This is a genomic window from Rhodococcus sp. NPDC003322, from assembly GCF_053589555.1.
Window position 1 is genome coordinate 16371 of the sequence record NZ_JBSFSC010000004.1, and the last position, 18376, is coordinate 34746.

Consider the following 18376-nt stretch of genomic DNA (forward strand, 5'->3'; position numbering starts at 1 on the left):
CTGGCGTGATGCGTCCGGAGACACTCCGTCAGCGGGCCCGGACCGGTCGCACCCGACTGGTCCGGGTCTCGCGCGGGAGCGTCGGTGCCCTGGTGGCGACGGGCGCGGCCCTCGGTTACGCCGCCGCGCTGGGCGCCCGGATCCGGTACGACCACGAGCACGGCCTGTTCGTGTGCACCGACCTGAGATTCGGGTTCGCCCGCGGCGGGACCACCGTCGGTGCCGTCTACCTCACCCGAACCAACGTGTCACCGGCGATGCTGCGGCACGAGGCCGTGCACGCCGAGCAGTGGGCCCGGTACGGGCTCACCTTCGCGGTGCGTTACCTGGCCGAGGAGATCCGGCGCCCGAGGCACCGCAACAGGTTCGAGATCGAGGCCGGACTGCGCGACGGCGGGTACCTGCGCGGCACGGACGGGAACCGCTGACGGGTGGTCGAGTCTGCCGGTCGGGCCGATCGGGTGCCGTCAGCCGCGGCGGGCGGTGACCTTCTCCGCCTCGATGCGACGCTCCGTCCGGTCCGGGTCCGGGTTCGTCACCTGCACCAGCGACGCGCCGACGGCCAGGATCGACAGCAGTCCGTCGACGAGCTCAGCGGCCGTCGTCCAGTCGGTGGTCGACAGCACCCGGTCCTGCGCGGAGAACCCTTGTGCCGAAGCCGATTCGGTCGCGGCACCGAGCACCTCGACCACCGATCGTCCGTTCAGGGCGGGTGCGCCTGCGGGCGCGGCGTCGGGGCGGAACTGGTCACCGTGCACCCGAACCGAGGTCGCGTAGTCGGTGACCCCGACCGGCAGGTTCTCGGCGGGACGTCCGAACGCGTCCAGCGAAAGCACCGCGATCTCGGCGGCGTCCGCCGCCTCGTCGAGGCGATCCGCGGTGATCAGGGCCAGGTCCGCGTCGGGGTCCGGCTCGAGCACCACCTCGGCGCCGGCCCACCAGCAGCCCAGGAGCACTGCGGCGCTCTGCCAGTGCGCGGGCAGCAGCACGCACACCCGCGACCCCGGCACCAGTCCGAACTCGTCGCGGATCAGGTTGGCGGTCTTGGCCGCCCAGTTCGCGAGGGTCAGCGCCGACAGTTCGATCCGGGCGCCGGACCGGTCGTCGTACCAGGTGACGCGGGGACCGGCCGGGTCGCGCTGCAGGATCGGGTCGAGCAGTGCCGAGGTGAGGTTCGTCGCTGCTGTCATGGTCTGGCCCTGCTCCCTCGGTTCACGCGCTCGTTCACGCATTCAGTTCACGCACTGCGGGCCCGTGCGCCCCGCGTCGATCGGCGGGCCGGGCGGGACCGGGGTCGGGCTGGTGCCCTGGTCGACGATGTCGGAGGTCGGGTCGGTCGAGGTCGTCGCGGACGTCGACCCGGAACCGGGACCGTCGTAATCCGTGGCGAGGACCACCCGCACCGTGTTCTTCGTCAGTGCGGAATCCTGCACCACCGGCAGTCCGCCGAGTGAAGCGGCCACCGATTTCGCGGCGTCGGAGTCGGGGTCGGCGGCCCGCACCTGGCTCTCCGACACCGTGTCACCGGTGTTGTTGCCGACGACGCCGGGCCGATACCCCTTGGCGGACAGGGCATCCGAGACCCGGGCGGCGAGACCGCCGATGCCGCTGTCGTTGGAGACGTCGACGATGACGGTGGACGGATCCACTGTCGGCGTCGGTTCGGTGTCCTTGTCGGTGTCGCTGTCCCCGGCCAGTCCGGCCACGTGCGCGCGGACGGCCTTCGGATCGACCTGGACGATCGACTCGCCGTAGTCGGTCATGGCGTTGATGTCGACCACCGGGATGGTCTCGAACCGGATCTGCCCGCCGGCGAGGTGCTGCAGTTCCCGCGCGAAACCGATGACGTCCCAGTCCTCGTCCAGCACGACCGACCGCTGCACGGCGGACGTCAACTGCGACAGCTTGCCGGGGTTGCTCAGCGTCTTGGCGCTGAGGACCTCGTGCACCAGCGACGCCATGAACACCTGCTGCCGCACGATCCGGTCGAGGTCGCCGCGCTGCAGTTCGTGCCGCTGCCGCACGAACGACAGCGCCTGGGCGCCGGAGAGGGACTGCTCGCCGGCGGGGAAGTTCGCGCCGGACAACGGCTCGTCGACGGCGTTGTTCAGGCACACCTCCACGCCGCCGACCGCATCGGTGAGCAGCACGAACCCCAGCAGGCCGATCTCGGCGTAGTGGTCGACGGTGACGCCGGTGAGGTCGGCGACCGACTTGATCAGCGCCTCCCGGCCGGCCTGGGTGGCCTCCTTCTCGGCGGTCGCGTCGTCGGTGCCCTCGTCGACGAGCTTCTGCTTCTCCGTCGCCTTGGTCGCCCCGAACGCGGCATTGATCTTCGACATCCCGATGCCCGGAACCTTGACGTACGAGTCGCGGGGAATGGAGATCGCGGTCGCCGACTCGCCGTTGCTCGGAATCCGGACGAGCACGATCGTGTCGGTGTTGTCGGCCTCCGCGTCACCGGCGCGCAGGGACTCGAGTTCCTGCTGGCTCAGCGGGTTGCCGTGCGCGTCGGTGCGGCTGTCGGTGCCCACGAGCAACAGGTCGAGCGCGCCGTCCTTCGTCCCGCCGAGTCCGAGTCTCGCGGTCGCGAGATTCGATTCGAGCGCGTCGACACCGCGCCACGCGAATCCGGTGACGACCAGCACGAGGGCCGCCACCGCAGCGATCGCCACCTGCAGCGGCCGGGCCCGTGAGGTCCGGGCCCCGTCTCGTGCGCCGTCGGCCGTCCTCGAGCGCCGGTCGCTCGTGGTCGACCGGCGCGCTCGTCTCTCGCCCGGCACCCTGTTGTCCGGCAAACGCTGCCCCTAACCGTTCTCCACCAATCCGGGTCCAAGGCTACTGGCGAACACCCGGCGACCCGGTGAGCCGAAACCGGCGTGCCAGACTTTGCGGTGTGACGAATATCGTTGTGACCGGTGCCGGCGGGCAAGTCGGCACCCAGTTGCTGCGCCGCCGGGACAGTGCCCGCGCGGCAGGCATCGAGATCGCCGGACTCACGTCGACGGACCTGGACATCACCGACGAGGCCGCCGTACGGGACGTCGTCCGGCCCGGCGCCGTCGTACTGAACTGCGCCGCGTACACCGCGGTCGACGCCGCGGAAACCGAGCTGGAGGCCGCGACCGCGACGAACGTGACCGGGCCCCGGATCCTCGCGGAGGCGACGGCGCGGGCCGGTGCCCGGCTGGTGCACGTGTCCACCGACTACGTGTTCGCCGGTGACGCGGTCGCGCCGTACGACGTGGACGCCCCCACCGGGCCGCGCACCGTGTACGGACGCACCAAGCTGGCGGGGGAGCGCGCGGTGCGGAGCGCGGACCCGTCCGCCGTCGTGGTGCGCACCGCCTGGGTGTACACCGGGACGGGCTCCGACTTCGTCGCCACGATGCTCCGGATGCAACGTGAGCGCGACACCGTCGACGTCGTCGACGACCAGATCGGGTCGCCGACGTTCGCCGGGGACCTGGCCGACGGGCTGCTCGAGCTGGCCGCCAGGCCGGGCGTGGCGGGCACGGTGCTACATGCCACCAACGCGGGGCGGGCCAGTTGGTTCGACCTGGCGCGAGCCGTGTTCGCCGGGGTCGGCGCCGACCCCGAGAGGGTGCGCCCGTGCAGCAGCGACCGGTTCCCGCGACCGGCACCCCGGCCTGCCTATTCGGTCCTGTCCCCGTCGTCGTGGGCGGCGGCGGGCCTGACGCCGCTGCGTCCCTGGGAAGAGGCACTGGCAGCGGCCCTGGATCAGTTGCCGACCGGCAGCGGATAGGGTGACGGGCGTGAGTTCGCAGCTGGCCGTGGTGACGGTGACGTATTCGCCCGGCAAACACCTCCAGGGTTTCCTGGACACCCTCGAGGACGCGACCGAGCTGTCGACGCAGGTCATCCTCGCGGACAACGGATCCACCGACGGCGCGCCCGAGGCCGCGGCCGAGGCCAACGACCACGTCCGGCTCCTGCGGACCGGCGGAAACATCGGCTACGGCGGTGCGATCAACCGGGCCGTGGCCGAGATCGATCCGTCGGCGGAGTTCGTCGTCATCGCCAACCCCGACATCCGCTGGGGTGCCGGGTCGATCGACGAGCTGCTCAAGGCGGCGGCGCGGTGGCCGCGCGCCGGGGCGCTGGGACCGCTGGTCCTCGAACCGGACGGCACCGTCTACCCGTCGGCGCGGCACGTCCCGGGTCTGGTGTCCGGTGCCGGTCACGCGGTGCTCGGCACGGTGTGGCCGTCGAACCCGTGGACCACTCGGTACCGGCAGGAGGACGAGCAGATCTCGGAGCGGGCGGTCGGCTGGCTGTCGGGGTCGTGCCTGCTGGTGCGGCGCGCCGCGTTCGACTCGATCGACGGCTTCGACTCCCGCTACTTCATGTACATGGAGGACGTGGACCTCGGTGACCGGCTGGGCCGGGCCGGGTGGCACAACGTGTACGTGCCGTCCGCCGAGGTGACCCACGCGAAAGGACATGCGGCGGGACGGCATCCGGAGCTGATGCTGCCCGCACACCACCAGAGTGCATACCGATTCCAGGCGGATCGTCATCCACACTGGTGGCAGGCACCGCTGCGCTGGGCGCTCAAGGGGGGCTTGGCAGTGCGATCGAAAATGGCTGTTGCGGCGGCCGTACGAAGCAGAGCGAAGGACGAGGGGAACTGACATGACGGTGACGAACGACACCGCCGAGAAACTGGAAGCCGGTGCGGTGGACGCGGTTGTGCTGGTGGGAGGGAAGGGAACCCGGCTGCGGCCGCTGACCCTGTCCGCGCCCAAGCCGATGCTGCCGACCGCGGGACTGCCCTTTCTGACGCACCTGCTGGCGCGCATCAAGGCCGCGGGCATCACCCATGTCGTTCTCGGCACCTCGTTCCAGGCGGAGGTGTTCGAGGAACACTTCGGCGACGGCTCCGAGCTGGGGCTGGAGATCGAATACGTCACCGAGACCGAACCCCTCGGCACCGGCGGCGGCATCCGCAACGTGCTGCCGAAGCTGCGCGCCGACAACGTCATCGTCTTCAACGGCGACGTGCTCGGGGGCACCGACCTGCGTGACGTTCTCGCCTCCCACTCGGAGCACGAGGCGGACGTGACCCTGCACCTGGTGCGGGTCGGCGATCCGCGCGCGTACGGTTGCGTCACCACCGACGAGGACGACCGCGTCACCCACTTCCTGGAGAAGACGCAGGACCCGCCGACCGACCAGATCAACGCAGGCTGCTACGTCTTCAGGCGCGAGATCATCGAGAAGATCCCGTCGGGTCGCCCGGTGTCCGTCGAACGCGAGGTGTTCCCGAACCTGCTCGCCGACGGCCGTCGCGTGTACGGCTTCGTCGACAACTCGTACTGGCGCGACATGGGCACACCCGAGGACTTCGTCCGCGGGTCCGCGGACCTGGTGCGGGGCATCGCGCCGTCACCGGCACTGAACGGGCAACGCGGTGAGTCGCTGGTTCATCCCGGCGCGGGTATCGGTCCCGGTGCCGTGCTGATCGGCGGCACCGTCGTCGGTCGCGGCGCCGAGGTCGGTGCCGGGGCGCGACTCGACGGTGCGGTGCTGTTCGACGGTGCGGTCGTGGAGGCCGGTGCGACCGTCGAGCGGTCCATCATCGGCTTCGGCGCCCGGATCGGGCCGCGGGCGCTGGTGCGGGATGCGGTGATCGGTGACGGTGCCGACGTCGGTGCCCGCTGCGAGCTGCTGCGCGGGGCGCGGGTGTGGCCGGGCGTCACGCTGCCCGACGGCGGGGTGCGGTTTTCCACCGACGTCTGACGTCCGCGTCATGTTGCATGGCGCAACCCTGTCGGCTGTGACCTGACGCACGCTGGCAGTATGGGTGGGGTGAGTGCGCCGGAACCTGTCTTTCACCGCTATGTCGCCCTGGGTGACTCGTTCACCGAGGGTCTCGGCGACCCGGCACCGTCCCGGCCGAACGAGCTGCGGGGCTGGGCGGATCGGGTCGCCGAGCAGCTCGCCGACCGGACCGACGGCTTCGCCTACGCAAACCTCGCGGTGCGCGGCAAGTTGCTCGGGCAGGTGCTCGACGACCAACTCGATGCGGCGCTGACGATGTCGCCCGACCTCGTGACGATGTACGCCGGCGGCAACGACCTGATGCGTCCGTCCGTGGACATCGACGCACTCGTCGCCCGGTACGACGACGCGGTCGGCAGGCTCACCGCCGCCGGCGCGACCGTCGCGATCTGGACGGCCTACGACGCCGGCTGGGACTCGGTGTTCAAGATGTTCCGCGGCCGGACCGCGATCTACAACGAACTCGTTCGTGGTGTCGCCGACAAGCACGGCGCCACGCTGATCGACTTCTGGCGGTTCGACGGCTACGACGACGACCGGATGTGGGACTGGGACCGGCTCCACATGTCGACCCACGGGCACCAGCGGATGGCCGTCGAGGTGCTCGACGCGCTCCGGGTCCCGCACGGTCTGGTGGTCCCGGACCTCGGACCCGCGCCGGTCCGCAGCGCGGCCGAGGAGAAGAAGGTCAAGTCGACCTGGCGCCGGGAATTCCTGATGCCGTGGATCGGACGCCGGCTCACCGGCAAGTCGTCCGGCGACGAGGTGACCCCGCGCAGGCCCGCTCTCGCTCCGATCTCCGTCACCGACTGACGATTCCCTTCGGGGGCGGTCGGTGGACAGGCGTGTGCACACGGGTGTTGCGGTGCGCACGGGGGTGTTCGGCGTCCAGGGGTTGTGTGGGTGCGGCATCCGGGTTGTGCACCGGGGTTCTGCCGGTGGGGTGGCGGCCGCCGTCGAGTTGCGGAGCCGTAAGGTGGTTGGGTGCAGGAGAATTCAGTGCCGGACCGATTCGTCCCGATCTCGGACCCGCGCCCGGAAGAGGGGCCCTGGCCGCAGATGACGTGGCCGGTCGATCCCGGAACCGCCTTGATCGGGAAGGCCGTGGAGCTGGCGCCGCTGGACCCGGTGGCGGATGCGGCGGAGTTGTTCCGCGCGCTCGACCACGACGCGGTGTGGGCCCACGTCCCGGGGCGACCGCGCGACGCCGAGCACTTCGCGGAGATACTCACCGCCCGCAGTGCCGGCGCGGACTGGCACCTGTGGACCGTCCGCACCCGAGGTCCCGTCGGCGACACACCCGCCGGCGCCGTCGTCGGTGTGAGCGGCTACCTCGACGCGAACCAGCACGACGCCAGGATCGAGATCGGCTACACCCTCTACACGCCGGCGGTGTGGGCCGGGGTGGTCAACCCGGAAGCGAAACTGCTCCTGCTGGGATACGCGTTCGACACCCTGGGCGCCGGCCGCGTCCAGCTCAAGACGGACACCCGTAACCAGCGCTCGCAGCAGGCCATCGCGCGTCTCGGCGCCCGTTACGAAGGAACCCTGCGGCGGCACTTCCGCCGTGAGGACGGCACGATCCGCGACTCCGTCATGTTCGCGGTGATCGCCGAGGACTGGCCCGTCGTTCGCCGCGGGCTCGAGGCGCGCCTCGACGCCTGAGCGTCTATCTCCGCGATCGGGCGAGCGTGACGAGGTGGTCGATCGTCTCGTGCTCGGCGGAGTCGGGCAGGGCGTCGACGGGCCACCAGCGCAGGTCGTCGGACTCCTCGCTGCGCACCGGTTCGGCGCCGACCGGCGCCCACACCAGGAATCGCAGATCCAGGTGCCGGGTCGGCTTGCCGAGCGAGCAGGTGATCGGATGGGTGTGCGCGGACAACAACGCCGGTTCGATGCGCAGGCCGTCGATCCCGGACTCCTCGGTGGCCTCGCGCAGCGCCGCGTCGACCACCGTCTCGTCGCCGGGCTCACAGTGCCCACCGAGCTGAATCCACCTGCCCACCTTGGGATGCAGCGTCAGCAGCACCTGAGTGCCGTCCTCGGAGAGCACCAGCGACGACGCGGTGATGTGACCCGGCTCGTGTTCGCGCAGACACCCCAACGGGGCGGCGTCGAGGAACGCGAGCATCGTGTGCCGCAGCGACTCGTCGGCCTCGTTCGGCGTCTGCCAGTGCGACAGCGCCGCGTGCGCCGACCGGTGCAGCGACTGTGCGGTCACAGCTCCACCAGCAGCTCGCCGGGAACGACCGGAGGCCGCGGCGACAGCGGTTCGTTCGGGTGCCCGATCGCGACCGAACCGAGCGGCTGCCAGTCGTCGGCCAGTCCCAGCTCGGTACGAACCAGGTCCGGTGCGAAGATCGTCGACCCGATCCAGCAGCTGCCGATTCCCCTGGTGGCCAACGCAACCAGTAGTCCCTGCACAGCGGCGCCGGCGGCGACGGTGAACATCGTCTGCTCGGCCGCGGTGCGCGCGGCGTCCGGGTAGCTGTGCGCACCGTCCGGAACGCAGAACGGGATCACCAGCTCCGGGGCGTCGAACAGGATGTTGCCGCGGTCGAGCCGTGTGCTGATCGCCTGCTCGCTCAACCCGTCCGCTGTGAGGTCCGCGCGCCATCTCTCGCGCATCGCGTTCAGCAGCCGCAGCCGCACCTCGCCGGTGCGTATCCAGACGAACCGCACCGGCCGGGTGTGGTGCGGGGCGGGTGCCGTCAAGGCCTCCGCGATGGAGTCCTGGATCAGCTCGGGTGCAACGGGATCCGGACCGAAGGTGCGCATCGAGCGACGCAGCAGCAGGGCCTCGCCGCGGCCGCGTTCGATCGCCTCGTTCGCACCGAGCCAGAACAGGTCCTCCTCGCCCCGCCGGATCAGGTCCGACGCGCTCGACCCGTCGTCGCCCAGCGACAGTCCGCGCACCACCGCGACCGGCATGCTGCCGGTCTTGCCCTTCACCAGATCACCTGCGGCGGCGAGTTCGTCGGCGACGGCGACCGAGGTGACCATCAGTTCGTTGCCCTGGGCGTCGACCGATCCCGCGTACCCGTGCAGTACGGGCACGCCTGCCGATCCGATCGCCGCGTCGGTCTGCCCGTTGCGCCACGCCCGGCCCATCGTGTCGGTGATCACGACCGCGACCCGAACCCCGAGCAGCTCGCCCAGTCGCGCGCGCAACGCCCGCGCGCTGGCGTCCGGGTCCTCCGGGAGCAGGGCGAGTTCGGCCGGGTGCACGTTGGAGCCGTCGATGCCCGAGGCGGCCTGCACGATGCCGAGGCGGTTCTCGGTGATCAGCGTGCGGCCCTTGCGGGCCAGCACCCGCACCGCCTCCTGATCGACCAGCAGGCGCCTCGCGGCGTCGCGCTCCTCGGGGTCGGTGGGAGAGGCCACGATTCGGCCCTCGACCTTCGAGACGATCTTGCTGGTGACCACCAGCACATCGCCGTCCACGAGCCACGGCGCCGCGCCCGCAAGGGCGGTCGCGAGGTCGTCGCCGGGCCGGAACTCCGGCAGCCCCGGCACGGGCAGGATCTCGATTCCCGCGCTCGCCCCGTGGTCGTCGATCGCCCCGTTCACGCCGTGGTCGGCGACCATTCCGTTGGTGCCGTGGTCGGTGCTCACAGGTCCACTCCGGCCAGCTTCAGTGCTGCGCGCGCCATCTCGGCCGTCGCCTCGGGGTCGGTCATCAGCAGCGGCACGGCCCGAACCTCGACACCCGGCACCTCGGCGGTGTCGGTGTCGTGGATCAGCCAGCCGTCCAGGATGCCGGTCGACGAACGCGCGCCGTAGTACCGGCCCACCGCCTCGGCGGAGGTCTGGACCCCGATCACGTCGAGGCACTCGTCTGCCATGCCTCGCAGCGGCTTGCCGTCGATCACGGGGGAGAGGCCGACGACCTTCGCGCGGCCCGTGCGCAGCGCGCCGCGGATACCGGGCACCGCGAGGATCGCGCCGATGCTCACCACCGGGTTGGACGGGGCCAGCAGCACGACGTCGGCGTCCTCGAGTGCCTCGAGCACCCCGGGTGCCGGCGTGGCGGCGTCCGCGCCGACGTGGGCGAAGCTGTGCGTGGGGACCTGGGCGCGGTGCCGCACCCACCACTCCTGGAAGTGGATCGCCCGCTGCTCGCCGTCGGCGGGATCGGTGATCACCACATGGGTCTCGCTGCGGTCGTCGGTCACCGGGAGCAGTCGGACGCCGGGTTGCCAGCGGTTGCACAGTGCCTCGGTGACCGCGGACAGCGGGTATCCGGTGCGGAGCATCTGGGACCGGATCAGGTGGGTGGCGATGTCCCGGTCGCCGAGGCCGAACCAATCCGGTTTCGCGCCGTAGGCGGCGAGTTCCTCCTTGGCGTTCCAGGTCTCGCCGACGTGACCCCATCCCCGCTCGGGGTCGATTCCGCCACCGAGGGTGTACATGCAGGTGTCGAGATCGGGGCAGATGCGCAGTCCGTGCATCCACACGTCGTCGCCCACATTGACGACCGCGGTGATCTCATTTGCTGCAGAATTGCCAACCGATTGGCCGAGCAGGCTGCGCACCCCCATCAGGAAGCGTGCCCCGCCGACTCCACCCACCAAAACTGTGACCTTCACAGTCCACGAGCCTAGGCGTCGAGGCCCGGGGCGGGGGCGGCGCACCCCACACAAGCGTCCAGTTATTTTTCCGGGTGGCCGCGGGATGGCGGGGAATATGCGGCGACACGCTGTTGACGGGCGGGAATCTGGCGAAGGTTGCGATCGGATGTGTTGTCGCTAGCAAATCATCTTTCGGCTTGACCCGACCGAATGGTCCGTGTGTAATCACGTGTATGTCATTTCGCGGTGACCATCCGAGAAGGATTGTGGTCAACCGCTTTCGAACATTTGTTCCTGCTGGTGTAGGGGTGGTTCGGGAGCTGCGGAAAGGCTGTGCCGGGGAGGAAAATTCAACAGCGCAGATAACAGTGCGCTAACAATAAGGTGAAGGAGGCGGAACGGATGGCCAACCAGCACGGAGGATCGATGACTCGATTGAGCGCGCTTGGCGACGAACCGCAGACCGATTCCATGGCAGACGTAATGGGGGACGTCCGCCGATCCGAGGGCGAAGGGAATCACGATCGCCCGATGCTCAGCCTGATCGTGGGCGGCTTCGACGAGATGTTCGATGCCGTCGAGGATCAGTGGCAGGACCGCGCACTGTGTGCGCAGACCGATCCCGAGGCGTTCTTCCCGGAGAAGGGTGGATCGACGCGGGAGGCGAAGCGCATCTGCCTCGGCTGCGAGGTGCGCGACGAATGCCTCGAGTACGCGCTGGCAAACGACGAGCGCTTCGGCATCTGGGGCGGACTCTCGGAGAGAGAACGCCGCCGTCTCAAGAAGGGCATCATCTAGCGCGCCGGATCTCGAAGAGGTTCGGCGCGTGTGTTTTTCGGCGCCGTCACCGATTCGACACCGTCGTTGTGCTTGGCGCCGTCGTCGTTCGGTCGACCGTTCGCTTCCCGCGACCGTCGACCCGACGACCGTCAATCGCCTTGTTCGTCGGACAGGTCGGGATCGATGACCTCGGGGTCCACCCCGAGGTAGGTCGCGACCTGCCGCACGAGGACCTCGTTGAGCAGGTCGACGAGGTCGTCCGGACGCTTGGCCCGCAGTTCCAGCGGTCGGCGGAACAGCACCAGTCGCGCCCGCGTCGCATTGCCGTGCCGGTCGACGCCTGCCGGCACGAGGCGGGACAGCGGCACGGGGCCCTCCGCCACCACCTCCGGCGGCCAGGTGACCGAATCCGGGTCCAGTGCACGGATTTTCGGTACCTCGTCGACGGCGATGTCGAGTTTCGTCATGCGCTCGCGCCAGCGCGCGTCGATCGGTGCGAACGCCTCGAGGACAAGCATGTCGAACTGTTCCGCGCGGGTGCGCCAGGCCGGCACTCCGGGTGGGAGCACGGGCCCGCGAATCCCGCGACCACGCCGAGCCGCGGAACGGGAAGTCAGTGGTCGGGCTCTGCGCATAACTGTCGATGCTACCGACGTCCGGGTGTCTTCGGTGTGTCCGAGTAGGCGCGGCGGGACGGGGGCGCTACCCTCTCATTCGTGAGAGGACTGCGTCGATGCTGCCGGCCCGGGTGCAAGAACCCCGCCGTTGCGACCCTGACGTACGTCTATTCCGATTCCACCGCCGTCGTCGGGCCGCTCGCCACCGTCGACGAGCCGCATTCCTGGGACCTGTGCGAGTCGCACGCGTCCAGGATCACCGCACCGAAGGGCTGGGAACTGGTCCGGTACGAGGGCGGGTTCTCCAGTTCGACCCCCGACGAGGACGACCTGACGGCGCTCGCCGAGGCGGTTCGGGAGGCCGGTCGCGGCGAACGTGGTGACTCGGTCTCCGGCGATCGGTCCGCTCCGGCACCGACCACGACCCGCACCGGTCGTCGCGGTCACCTGCGAGTATTGCCCGACCCGGGTAACTGACGATCCTGCGGATCGCTGTCGCGCACCCACGGTCGTGATCGACGGTGGGGCGGAAGCGGGCCGCGTGGCACTAGGGTGATCGGGGTACGCCCTCGGCAACCCGCGCGCGACCGCGTACCGCGATGACCGAGCCGAGTCGAAGAACCGAGGAGAATCTGCAGTGGCACGAAGCGCCGAAACCGTCCATGCCCTCATCAAGGCATACGACGTCCGCGGTGTCGTCGGGGAACAACTCGACAGCGACTTCGTGCGGGACGTGGCCGGTGCGTTCGCCCGCCTGATGCGCAACGACCCGACCCAGCAGGCCACCCGAATCGTGATCGGACACGACATGCGGGCGTCCTCGCCGGACCTGGCAAAGGTGTTCGCCGAGGGGGTCAACGCCCAGGGGCTCGACGTGGTACTCATCGGGCTCGCGTCCACCGACGAGCTGTACTTCGCGTCGGGACTGCTCGACTGCCCGGGCGCGATGTTCACCGCCAGCCACAATCCCGCCCGCTACAACGGAATCAAGTTGTGCCGCGCCGGCGCGAAGCCCGTCGGTCAGGACACCGGGCTCGGCACCATCTCGGACGAGGTCATCGCCGGCGTGCCCGGCTATGACGGAACGCCGGGCACGGTCACCGAACGTGACGTGCTCGGCGACTATGCCGAGTTCCTGCGCGGCCTGGTGAACCTGTCGGCGATCCGTCAGCTGACCGTGGCCGCCGACGCAGGCAACGGCATGGGCGGGCACACCGTCCCGGCCGTCCTCGGCTCGCTGCCCCTGACGATCGAGCCGCTGTACTTCGAACTCGACGGCACCTTCCCCAACCACGAGGCCAACCCGCTCGACCCGAAGAACCTGGTCGACCTGCAGGCGCACGTGCTCGCGACCGGCGCCGACATCGGGCTGGCGTTCGACGGGGACGCCGACCGCTGCTTCGTCGTCGACGAACTGGGCAATCCGGTCTCGCCGTCCGCGGTCACGGCGCTCGTCGCCGAACGCGAACTGGCAAAGGAGCCGGGCGCCACCGTCATTCACAACCTGATCACGTCGCGTGCGGTGCCCGAACTGGTGACCGAACTCGGTGGCACCCCGGTCCGCACGCGCGTCGGCCACTCGTTCATCAAGCAGCAGATGGCCGAGACCGGCGCGGTGTTCGGCGGCGAGCACTCCGCGCACTACTACTTCCGTGACTTCTGGGGCGCCGACTCCGGCATGCTCGCCGCACTGCACGTGCTGGCCGCGCTCGGCGAGCAGGACAAGCCACTGTCGGAGTTGATGGCCGGCTACAACCGGTACGCGGCATCCGGGGAGATCAACTCGACCGTCGCCGATGCCGGCGAGCGCACCGAGGCCGTGCTCGCGGCGTTCGCCGACCGCACCGCATCCGTCGACCACCTCGACGGCGTGACGGTGGAACTCGGCGACGGTGCCTGGTTCAACCTGCGCGCGTCGAACACCGAGCCGCTGCTGCGCCTGAACGTCGAGGCCCGCACCGGTGCCGAGGTCGACGCCATCGTCGCCGAGGTGCTCGCGGTGGTGCGCGCCTGAGCGAGGCGAGCGAGACGAGTACGCGTTGAGGAGGACACACCTGCGGTCCCGGCAGTGCGAGAATGGTCGGGTCGGGCAATGCTCACGGGCCGAGTCCCCTGCGGTTGCGAGAGTCCTGAGCGGTTGCGAGAAAGGAAGGTTGCCATGACGGCTCCGTCACCCCTTCTCGATCTCGATGACGCCGCGGGTCTCGCCGCCGCCGACACCGAGGGTGCGATGCGCGCCGCGGCACTGGGCGGAGCCCAGGTCAGGTCGGTGGCCGAATCCGTGACCGAGGGGGTCCTCGACCGGCTCCGGGATCTGCGTCCGCGCTGCGTCGTGCTGGTGACCTCGGGTGGGCGCGCGGCCCGGGCCGCGTCCGTGCTCGTCGCTTCCGTCGGGCCGCAGTTCGGGCTGCCGATCGTGCAGTTGTCCACGGTGCCGCCGTGGGTCGGATCGCTGGACGTCGTGGTCGTGGCCGGTGACGACGCCGCCGATCCACGCCTGGTCGCCGCCGCCGACTCCGCCCTGCGCCGCGGGGCGGAACTGGTGGTGGTGGCCCGCGCGGAGGGGCCGCTCGGTGCGGCGGCCGGGCGGGGAACGATCCTCGCGCCGCGCGTGCCCGTGCCCGACCGGCACGGCTTCCTCCGGTACCTGGCGGGCGGTCTCGGGGTTCTCGGAGCCCTCGACACCGGCCGGGGTGCGCAGCTGCCGGACCTCGCGGACCTCGCCGACCGCCTCGACGCGGAGGCCGCCCGCAACCATCCGTCGGCGGAGGTGTTCCACAACCCGGCGAAGTCGCTCGCGGTGCGTTTTCAGGGCCGCCGCGTGGTGCTCGCGGGCGACGGGCCTGCGACGACCGCGTTCGCCGGCCACGGCACCGACATGTTGCTCGGCACGGCGGGGGTGACCGCGACCGCCGCCGATCTGGCGGACGTGGTGGCGTCCGCGGCGCTGCTGTCCGGGACCGGCGACGTGCCGCCCGGATACGACCCGCTCTTCCATGACGAGGAGCTGGACGGCCCGTCTCCGGTGACACCGGCACGGGTGTTCGTCCTGGCCACATCGCAGTCGCGGAACGTGACGATGCGGAGAGTCGCGGTGCTTCCCGACGCGGAGGTGCTGTCGACTGCGGAGGAAGTCGATGAAATCGGAACGGGTGATCGTGAGATGACGGGTCGGGCCGCGAGTGGTTCCGCTCAGGGGGACCGTACCGAGACGGAGCAGCTGGCGGTGTTGGCCGTCCGGCTGGAAATGGCGGCTGTGTACCTGCGGCTGATCGGCGGGCGATAAGTGCATCTCCTGCAGGGCGCGCTCCGCACCTACGCCTGGGGATCGCGCACCGCGATCGCCGAACTGTGCGGCCGGCCGGTCCCGTCCAACCATCCGGAAGCCGAGCTGTGGCTCGGTGCCCATCCCGCGAATCCGTCCCGCCTGAGGGTCGGTGACGGCACGGTGTCGTTGCTCGACGCCATCGCCGACGACCCGGACGGCCAGCTCGGGGACCGGGCCAGGGCAGGATTCGGGGACCGGCTGCCGTTCCTGCTCAAACTGCTCGCCGCGGAGGAGCCACTGTCGTTGCAGGCGCATCCGAGCGCCGCGCAGGCGAAGGAGGGGTTCAGCCGTGAGGAGGCCGCCGGGATTCCGCTGGACTCGCCGGTGCGGAACTACCGCGACGACAGCCACAAGCCGGAACTCGTTGTGGCCCTGACCCGGTTCGAGGCACTCGCCGGATTCCGGGACCCGCACCGCACGGTCGACCTGTTGCGGGCGCTCGACGTGCCCGCGCTCGAGCACTACATCGCACTGCTGGAGGGGCAACCGGATTCGTCGGGACTGCGGGCGCTGTTCACCACGTGGATCACCCTGCCGCCGCCGGCCCTGGGTGCGTTGCTGCCGCAGATCCTCGAGGGCTGCGTGCGGTACCTGTCCGACCCGTCGGCCCCGCGGGTGTACGCGCGTGAAGTGCAGACGGTGCTCGAGCTCGGCGAGTCGTATCCCGGCGACGCCGGGGTGCTCGCGTCGATGCTGCTGAACCGGATCACCCTCGAACCCGGGGAGGGGTTGTACCTGGCCGCCGGCAACCTGCACGCCTACTTGCACGGACTCGGCGTCGAGGTGATGGCCAACTCCGACAACGTGCTGCGTGGCGGGCTGACCCCGAAACACGTCGACGTGCCCGAGTTGTTGCGGGTGCTGGACTTCGAGCCGCTGACCGGCCCGGCCCGCACCGCCTCCACCGTGGACCCGGCGGAGCCCGTGCTGGTCTACGACACGCCTGCTCCCGAGTTCGCCCTGGCTCGGATCGAGTTGACGCCGGAGGCGCCGAGCGTCGATCTGAAACAGGCGGGGCCTCGAATCCTGCTGTGCACGTCCGGATCCGTCGCACTCCGCTGCGGTGGTGAGTCCCTGGTTCTCGACCGGGGCGAGTCGGCCTGGATCGCCGCATCGGATCCGACGGTCACGGTGCGGTCGACGGACGCGGGAGCACCGGCGCAGGTGTTCGGCGCCACCGTCGGCTGACCGGCGCTGCTGGAGGACACCGCTGCCCGGTGCCGACGTCGGTGATGTCATGGGCGATCGAAGAGGTCGAGGCGCGCGTGCGCGCGGCGTGCCCATTGTGCGGATGATCCACCTGCAGCCGGACCTGTACCGGGTCGTCACGCAGTAGTCGCGTCGGCCGCGGGCGCGGTCGCGACGGGCGATGCCGAATCGACGCCGACCGGCGCCCGCGAAATTCGCGGCCCGGGCCCGCGGGCGCAATAGGCTCACTCGGTACCCCTGTCGAGGAGGCAGCGATGACAGTGCACGAGGGATCGGGCGGCAGCGGAGGCCGGCGCGCCGGCCTGTTCCGGACGAAGTCGGTGGAGCAGTCGATCGCCGACACCGACGAACCGGACAGCAAACTCCGCAAGGATCTGACGGCGTGGGACCTGACCGTGTTCGGTGTGGCCGTCGTGGTCGGTGCCGGCATCTTCACGCTCACCGCGCGGACCGCGGGCAACGTCGCGGGGCCGTCGGTGTCGCTCGCGTTCGTGCTCGCAGCGATCACCTGCGGTCTCGCCGCCCTCTGCTACGCGGAGTTCGCGTCGACGCTCCCGGTCGCGGGCAGCGCGTACACGTTCTCGTACGCGACGTTCGGGGAGTTCATCGCCTGGATCATCGGCTGGGACCTGATCCTCGAGTTCGCCCTCGCCGCGTCGGTGGTGGCGAAGGGGTGGTCGCTGTACCTCGCGGACGTCCTCGGTGTCGAGTCGACCGTGGTGAAGATCGGCGCCGTCAAATTCGACTGGGGCGCGGTCCTGCTGATCGCGGCGCTGACCGGACTGCTCGTGACCGGCACCAAACTGTCCTCGCGGGTTTCCGCCGCGATCACCGCGATCAAGGTCGGCGTGGTGCTGCTGGTGATCATCGTCGGCGCGTTCTTCATCACCGGCTCGAACTACTCGCCGTACATTCCGCCGTCGCAGCCCGGTGAGACGGGGGAGGGCATCCACCAGTCCCTGTTCTCGTTCATCACCGGAGCGGGTGGCAGCACCTTCGGCTGGTACGGCCTGCTCGCCGCCGCGTCGCTGGTGTTCTTCGCGTTCATCGGGTTCGACGTGGTCGCCACCACGGCCGAGGAGACGAAGAACCCGCAAAAGGCATTGCCGCGCGGCATTCTCGGCTCGCTGGCGATCGTCACCGTCCTGTACGTGGCGGTGACGCTGGTCCTGACGGGCATGGTGCCCTACACGGCACTGGCCGGTGACAGTTCGACACTGGCGACGGCATTCGAGGCCCACGGCATCACGTGGGCGCAGTGGGTGATCAACCTCGGCGCCCTCGCCGGACTGACCACCGTGGTGATGGTGATGCTGCTCGGCCAGACCCGGGTGGCGTTCGCGATGTCGCGCGACGGGTTGCTGCCGCGGCCGCTCTCCCATACCGGCAAGCACGGCACCCCGGTCCGCATCACCGTCATCGTCGGTGTGATCTCCGGCGCGCTCGCGGCGTTCTTCCCGATGGGCACCCTCGAGGAGATGGTCAACATCGGCACCCTGTTCGCCTTCGTGCTCGTCTGCATCGGTGTCGTCATCCTTCGCCGGACCCGGCCCGACCTGCCGCGCGGGTTCCGGGTGCCGTTCGTCCCGCTGATCCCGATCCTGGCCGTGCTCGCCTGCCTGTGGCTGATGCTGAACCTGTCCGTCGAGACGTGGATCCGGTTCGTGGTCTGGATGGCGATCGGTGTGGTCGTGTACTTCGGCTACGGCTACCGGCACTCGCTGGTAGGGAAGCGTCAGCGGCCGCAGCCCGGGCTGGAAGCGGAGGCGCTCGACCACCTCGGCGGTCCGGACGAACCTCGGCACCGCGGCCGATAGCCGCACGTCTCCGGGGCCGGCTCCGTCGCGGGCTCGGATCACGGGCTGCGCGATCGGGACGCCGGTGTGTCACGACGGTTGACTTTCTGTCGTTTCGTGGCGCTGTGCTGCGCCCCGTTGTCCAGGTCTGTGCGGCCCAAGTGTGTTTACAAAACGATCCAAATGTCTAGACACGGGACAATATGGCGCATATTGTCCAAAGAAAGGTGGTGTGACTCACAGGGTGGCGTGGTGAACGGGAGGAAGTCG

Annotated in this window: 18 protein-coding genes; 12 read left to right on the forward strand and 6 right to left on the reverse strand. The window is 70.0% G+C overall.

What is annotated here, in order from left to right:
• Nucleotides 1–8: 8 nt before the first annotated feature.
• Complete coding sequence (locus tag ACWDUM_RS16275) at nt 9–428, forward strand: hypothetical protein (protein ID WP_450134774.1); 420 nt, start codon at nt 9–11, stop codon at nt 426–428.
• Between the two features lie 39 nt (nt 429–467).
• Here ACWDUM_RS16275 and ACWDUM_RS16280 read toward each other — a convergent pair whose 3' ends face one another.
• Together ACWDUM_RS16280 and ACWDUM_RS16285 are read right to left on the reverse strand one after the other, a co-directional pair.
• Nucleotides 468–1190, reverse strand: a complete 723-nt coding sequence (locus ACWDUM_RS16280) for a TIGR03089 family protein (protein ID WP_450134775.1) — start codon at nt 1188–1190, stop codon at nt 468–470.
• 42 nt (nt 1191–1232) lie between these two features.
• A complete protein-coding gene (locus tag ACWDUM_RS16285) occupies nt 1233–2783 on the reverse strand; it encodes an LCP family protein (protein WP_450115747.1) in 1551 nt (516 codons plus the stop codon).
• A gap of 113 nt (nt 2784–2896) precedes the next feature.
• Between ACWDUM_RS16285 and rfbD the strand changes: the two genes are divergently transcribed.
• From rfbD to ACWDUM_RS16310, 5 genes are all read left to right on the forward strand, one after another.
• Nucleotides 2897–3766: a dTDP-4-dehydrorhamnose reductase gene (gene rfbD / locus ACWDUM_RS16290; RefSeq protein WP_450134776.1), complete on the forward strand. Its 870-nt coding sequence runs from the start codon at nt 2897–2899 to the stop codon at nt 3764–3766.
• Between the two features lie 10 nt (nt 3767–3776).
• Nucleotides 3777–4655 (forward strand): glycosyltransferase family 2 protein, encoded by an 879-nt coding sequence (locus ACWDUM_RS16295; RefSeq protein WP_450115745.1) that lies wholly within the window; start codon nt 3777–3779, stop codon nt 4653–4655.
• A 1-nt stretch (nt 4656) separates the two neighbouring features.
• On the forward strand, nt 4657–5763 hold the full coding sequence (locus tag ACWDUM_RS16300; protein ID WP_450134777.1) for a sugar phosphate nucleotidyltransferase: 1107 nt from the start codon (nt 4657–4659) through the stop codon (nt 5761–5763).
• Between the two features lie 69 nt (nt 5764–5832).
• Nucleotides 5833–6618 (forward strand): SGNH/GDSL hydrolase family protein, encoded by a 786-nt coding sequence (locus ACWDUM_RS16305; protein ID WP_450134778.1) that lies wholly within the window; start codon nt 5833–5835, stop codon nt 6616–6618.
• A gap of 171 nt (nt 6619–6789) precedes the next feature.
• Nucleotides 6790–7470, forward strand: a complete 681-nt coding sequence (locus tag ACWDUM_RS16310) for a GNAT family N-acetyltransferase (RefSeq protein ID WP_450134779.1) — start codon at nt 6790–6792, stop codon at nt 7468–7470.
• 4 nt (nt 7471–7474) lie between these two features.
• On the opposite strand, the gene ACWDUM_RS16315 is transcribed toward ACWDUM_RS16310, so the two are convergent.
• From ACWDUM_RS16315 to cofD, 3 genes are read right to left on the reverse strand one after another with little or no spacing between them, the layout of a single operon-like run.
• A complete protein-coding gene (locus ACWDUM_RS16315) occupies nt 7475–8026 on the reverse strand; it encodes an NUDIX hydrolase (protein ID WP_450115741.1) in 552 nt (183 codons plus the stop codon).
• Complete coding sequence (locus ACWDUM_RS16320; RefSeq protein ID WP_450135185.1) at nt 8023–9393, reverse strand: coenzyme F420-0:L-glutamate ligase; 1371 nt, start codon at nt 9391–9393, stop codon at nt 8023–8025. The genes ACWDUM_RS16315 and ACWDUM_RS16320 overlap by 4 nt, the downstream gene beginning before the upstream one ends.
• A 23-nt stretch (nt 9394–9416) precedes the next feature.
• A complete protein-coding gene (cofD, locus tag ACWDUM_RS16325) occupies nt 9417–10394 on the reverse strand; it encodes a 2-phospho-L-lactate transferase (RefSeq protein ID WP_450134780.1) in 978 nt (325 codons plus the stop codon).
• Nucleotides 10395–10907: 513 nt separating this feature from the next.
• Here cofD and ACWDUM_RS16330 point away from each other — a divergent pair.
• On the forward strand, nt 10908–11174 hold the full coding sequence (locus ACWDUM_RS16330) for a WhiB family transcriptional regulator (protein WP_450115761.1): 267 nt from the start codon (nt 10908–10910) through the stop codon (nt 11172–11174).
• 131 nt (nt 11175–11305) lie between these two features.
• Here the strand turns inward: ACWDUM_RS16330 and ACWDUM_RS16335 are convergent, their stop codons facing one another.
• Nucleotides 11306–11791 (reverse strand): metallopeptidase family protein, encoded by a 486-nt coding sequence (locus ACWDUM_RS16335; RefSeq protein WP_450134781.1) that lies wholly within the window; start codon nt 11789–11791, stop codon nt 11306–11308.
• Nucleotides 11792–11872: 81 nt separating this feature from the next.
• On the opposite strand from ACWDUM_RS16335, the gene ACWDUM_RS16340 reads away from it, so the two are divergent.
• From ACWDUM_RS16340 to ACWDUM_RS16360, 5 genes are all read left to right on the forward strand, one after another.
• Nucleotides 11873–12250, forward strand: a complete 378-nt coding sequence (locus tag ACWDUM_RS16340; protein WP_450115738.1) for a DUF3499 domain-containing protein — start codon at nt 11873–11875, stop codon at nt 12248–12250.
• A gap of 160 nt (nt 12251–12410) precedes the next feature.
• Nucleotides 12411–13787: a phosphomannomutase/phosphoglucomutase gene (locus tag ACWDUM_RS16345; RefSeq protein WP_450134782.1), complete on the forward strand. Its 1377-nt coding sequence runs from the start codon at nt 12411–12413 to the stop codon at nt 13785–13787.
• A gap of 144 nt (nt 13788–13931) precedes the next feature.
• Nucleotides 13932–15059 carry a tobH protein gene (locus tag ACWDUM_RS16350; protein WP_450134783.1) on the forward strand — a complete coding sequence of 376 codons (1128 nt, stop codon included), beginning with the start codon at nt 13932–13934 and terminating at the stop codon, nt 15057–15059.
• Nucleotides 15060–16289, forward strand: a complete 1230-nt coding sequence (manA, locus tag ACWDUM_RS16355; RefSeq protein WP_450115735.1) for a mannose-6-phosphate isomerase, class I — start codon at nt 15060–15062, stop codon at nt 16287–16289. It begins immediately after the preceding gene.
• Nucleotides 16290–16564: 275 nt separating this feature from the next.
• Entirely contained in the window at nt 16565–18127 is a 1563-nt protein-coding gene (locus tag ACWDUM_RS16360) for an amino acid permease (protein WP_450115734.1), read from the forward strand.
• Nucleotides 18128–18376 lie beyond the last annotated feature (249 nt).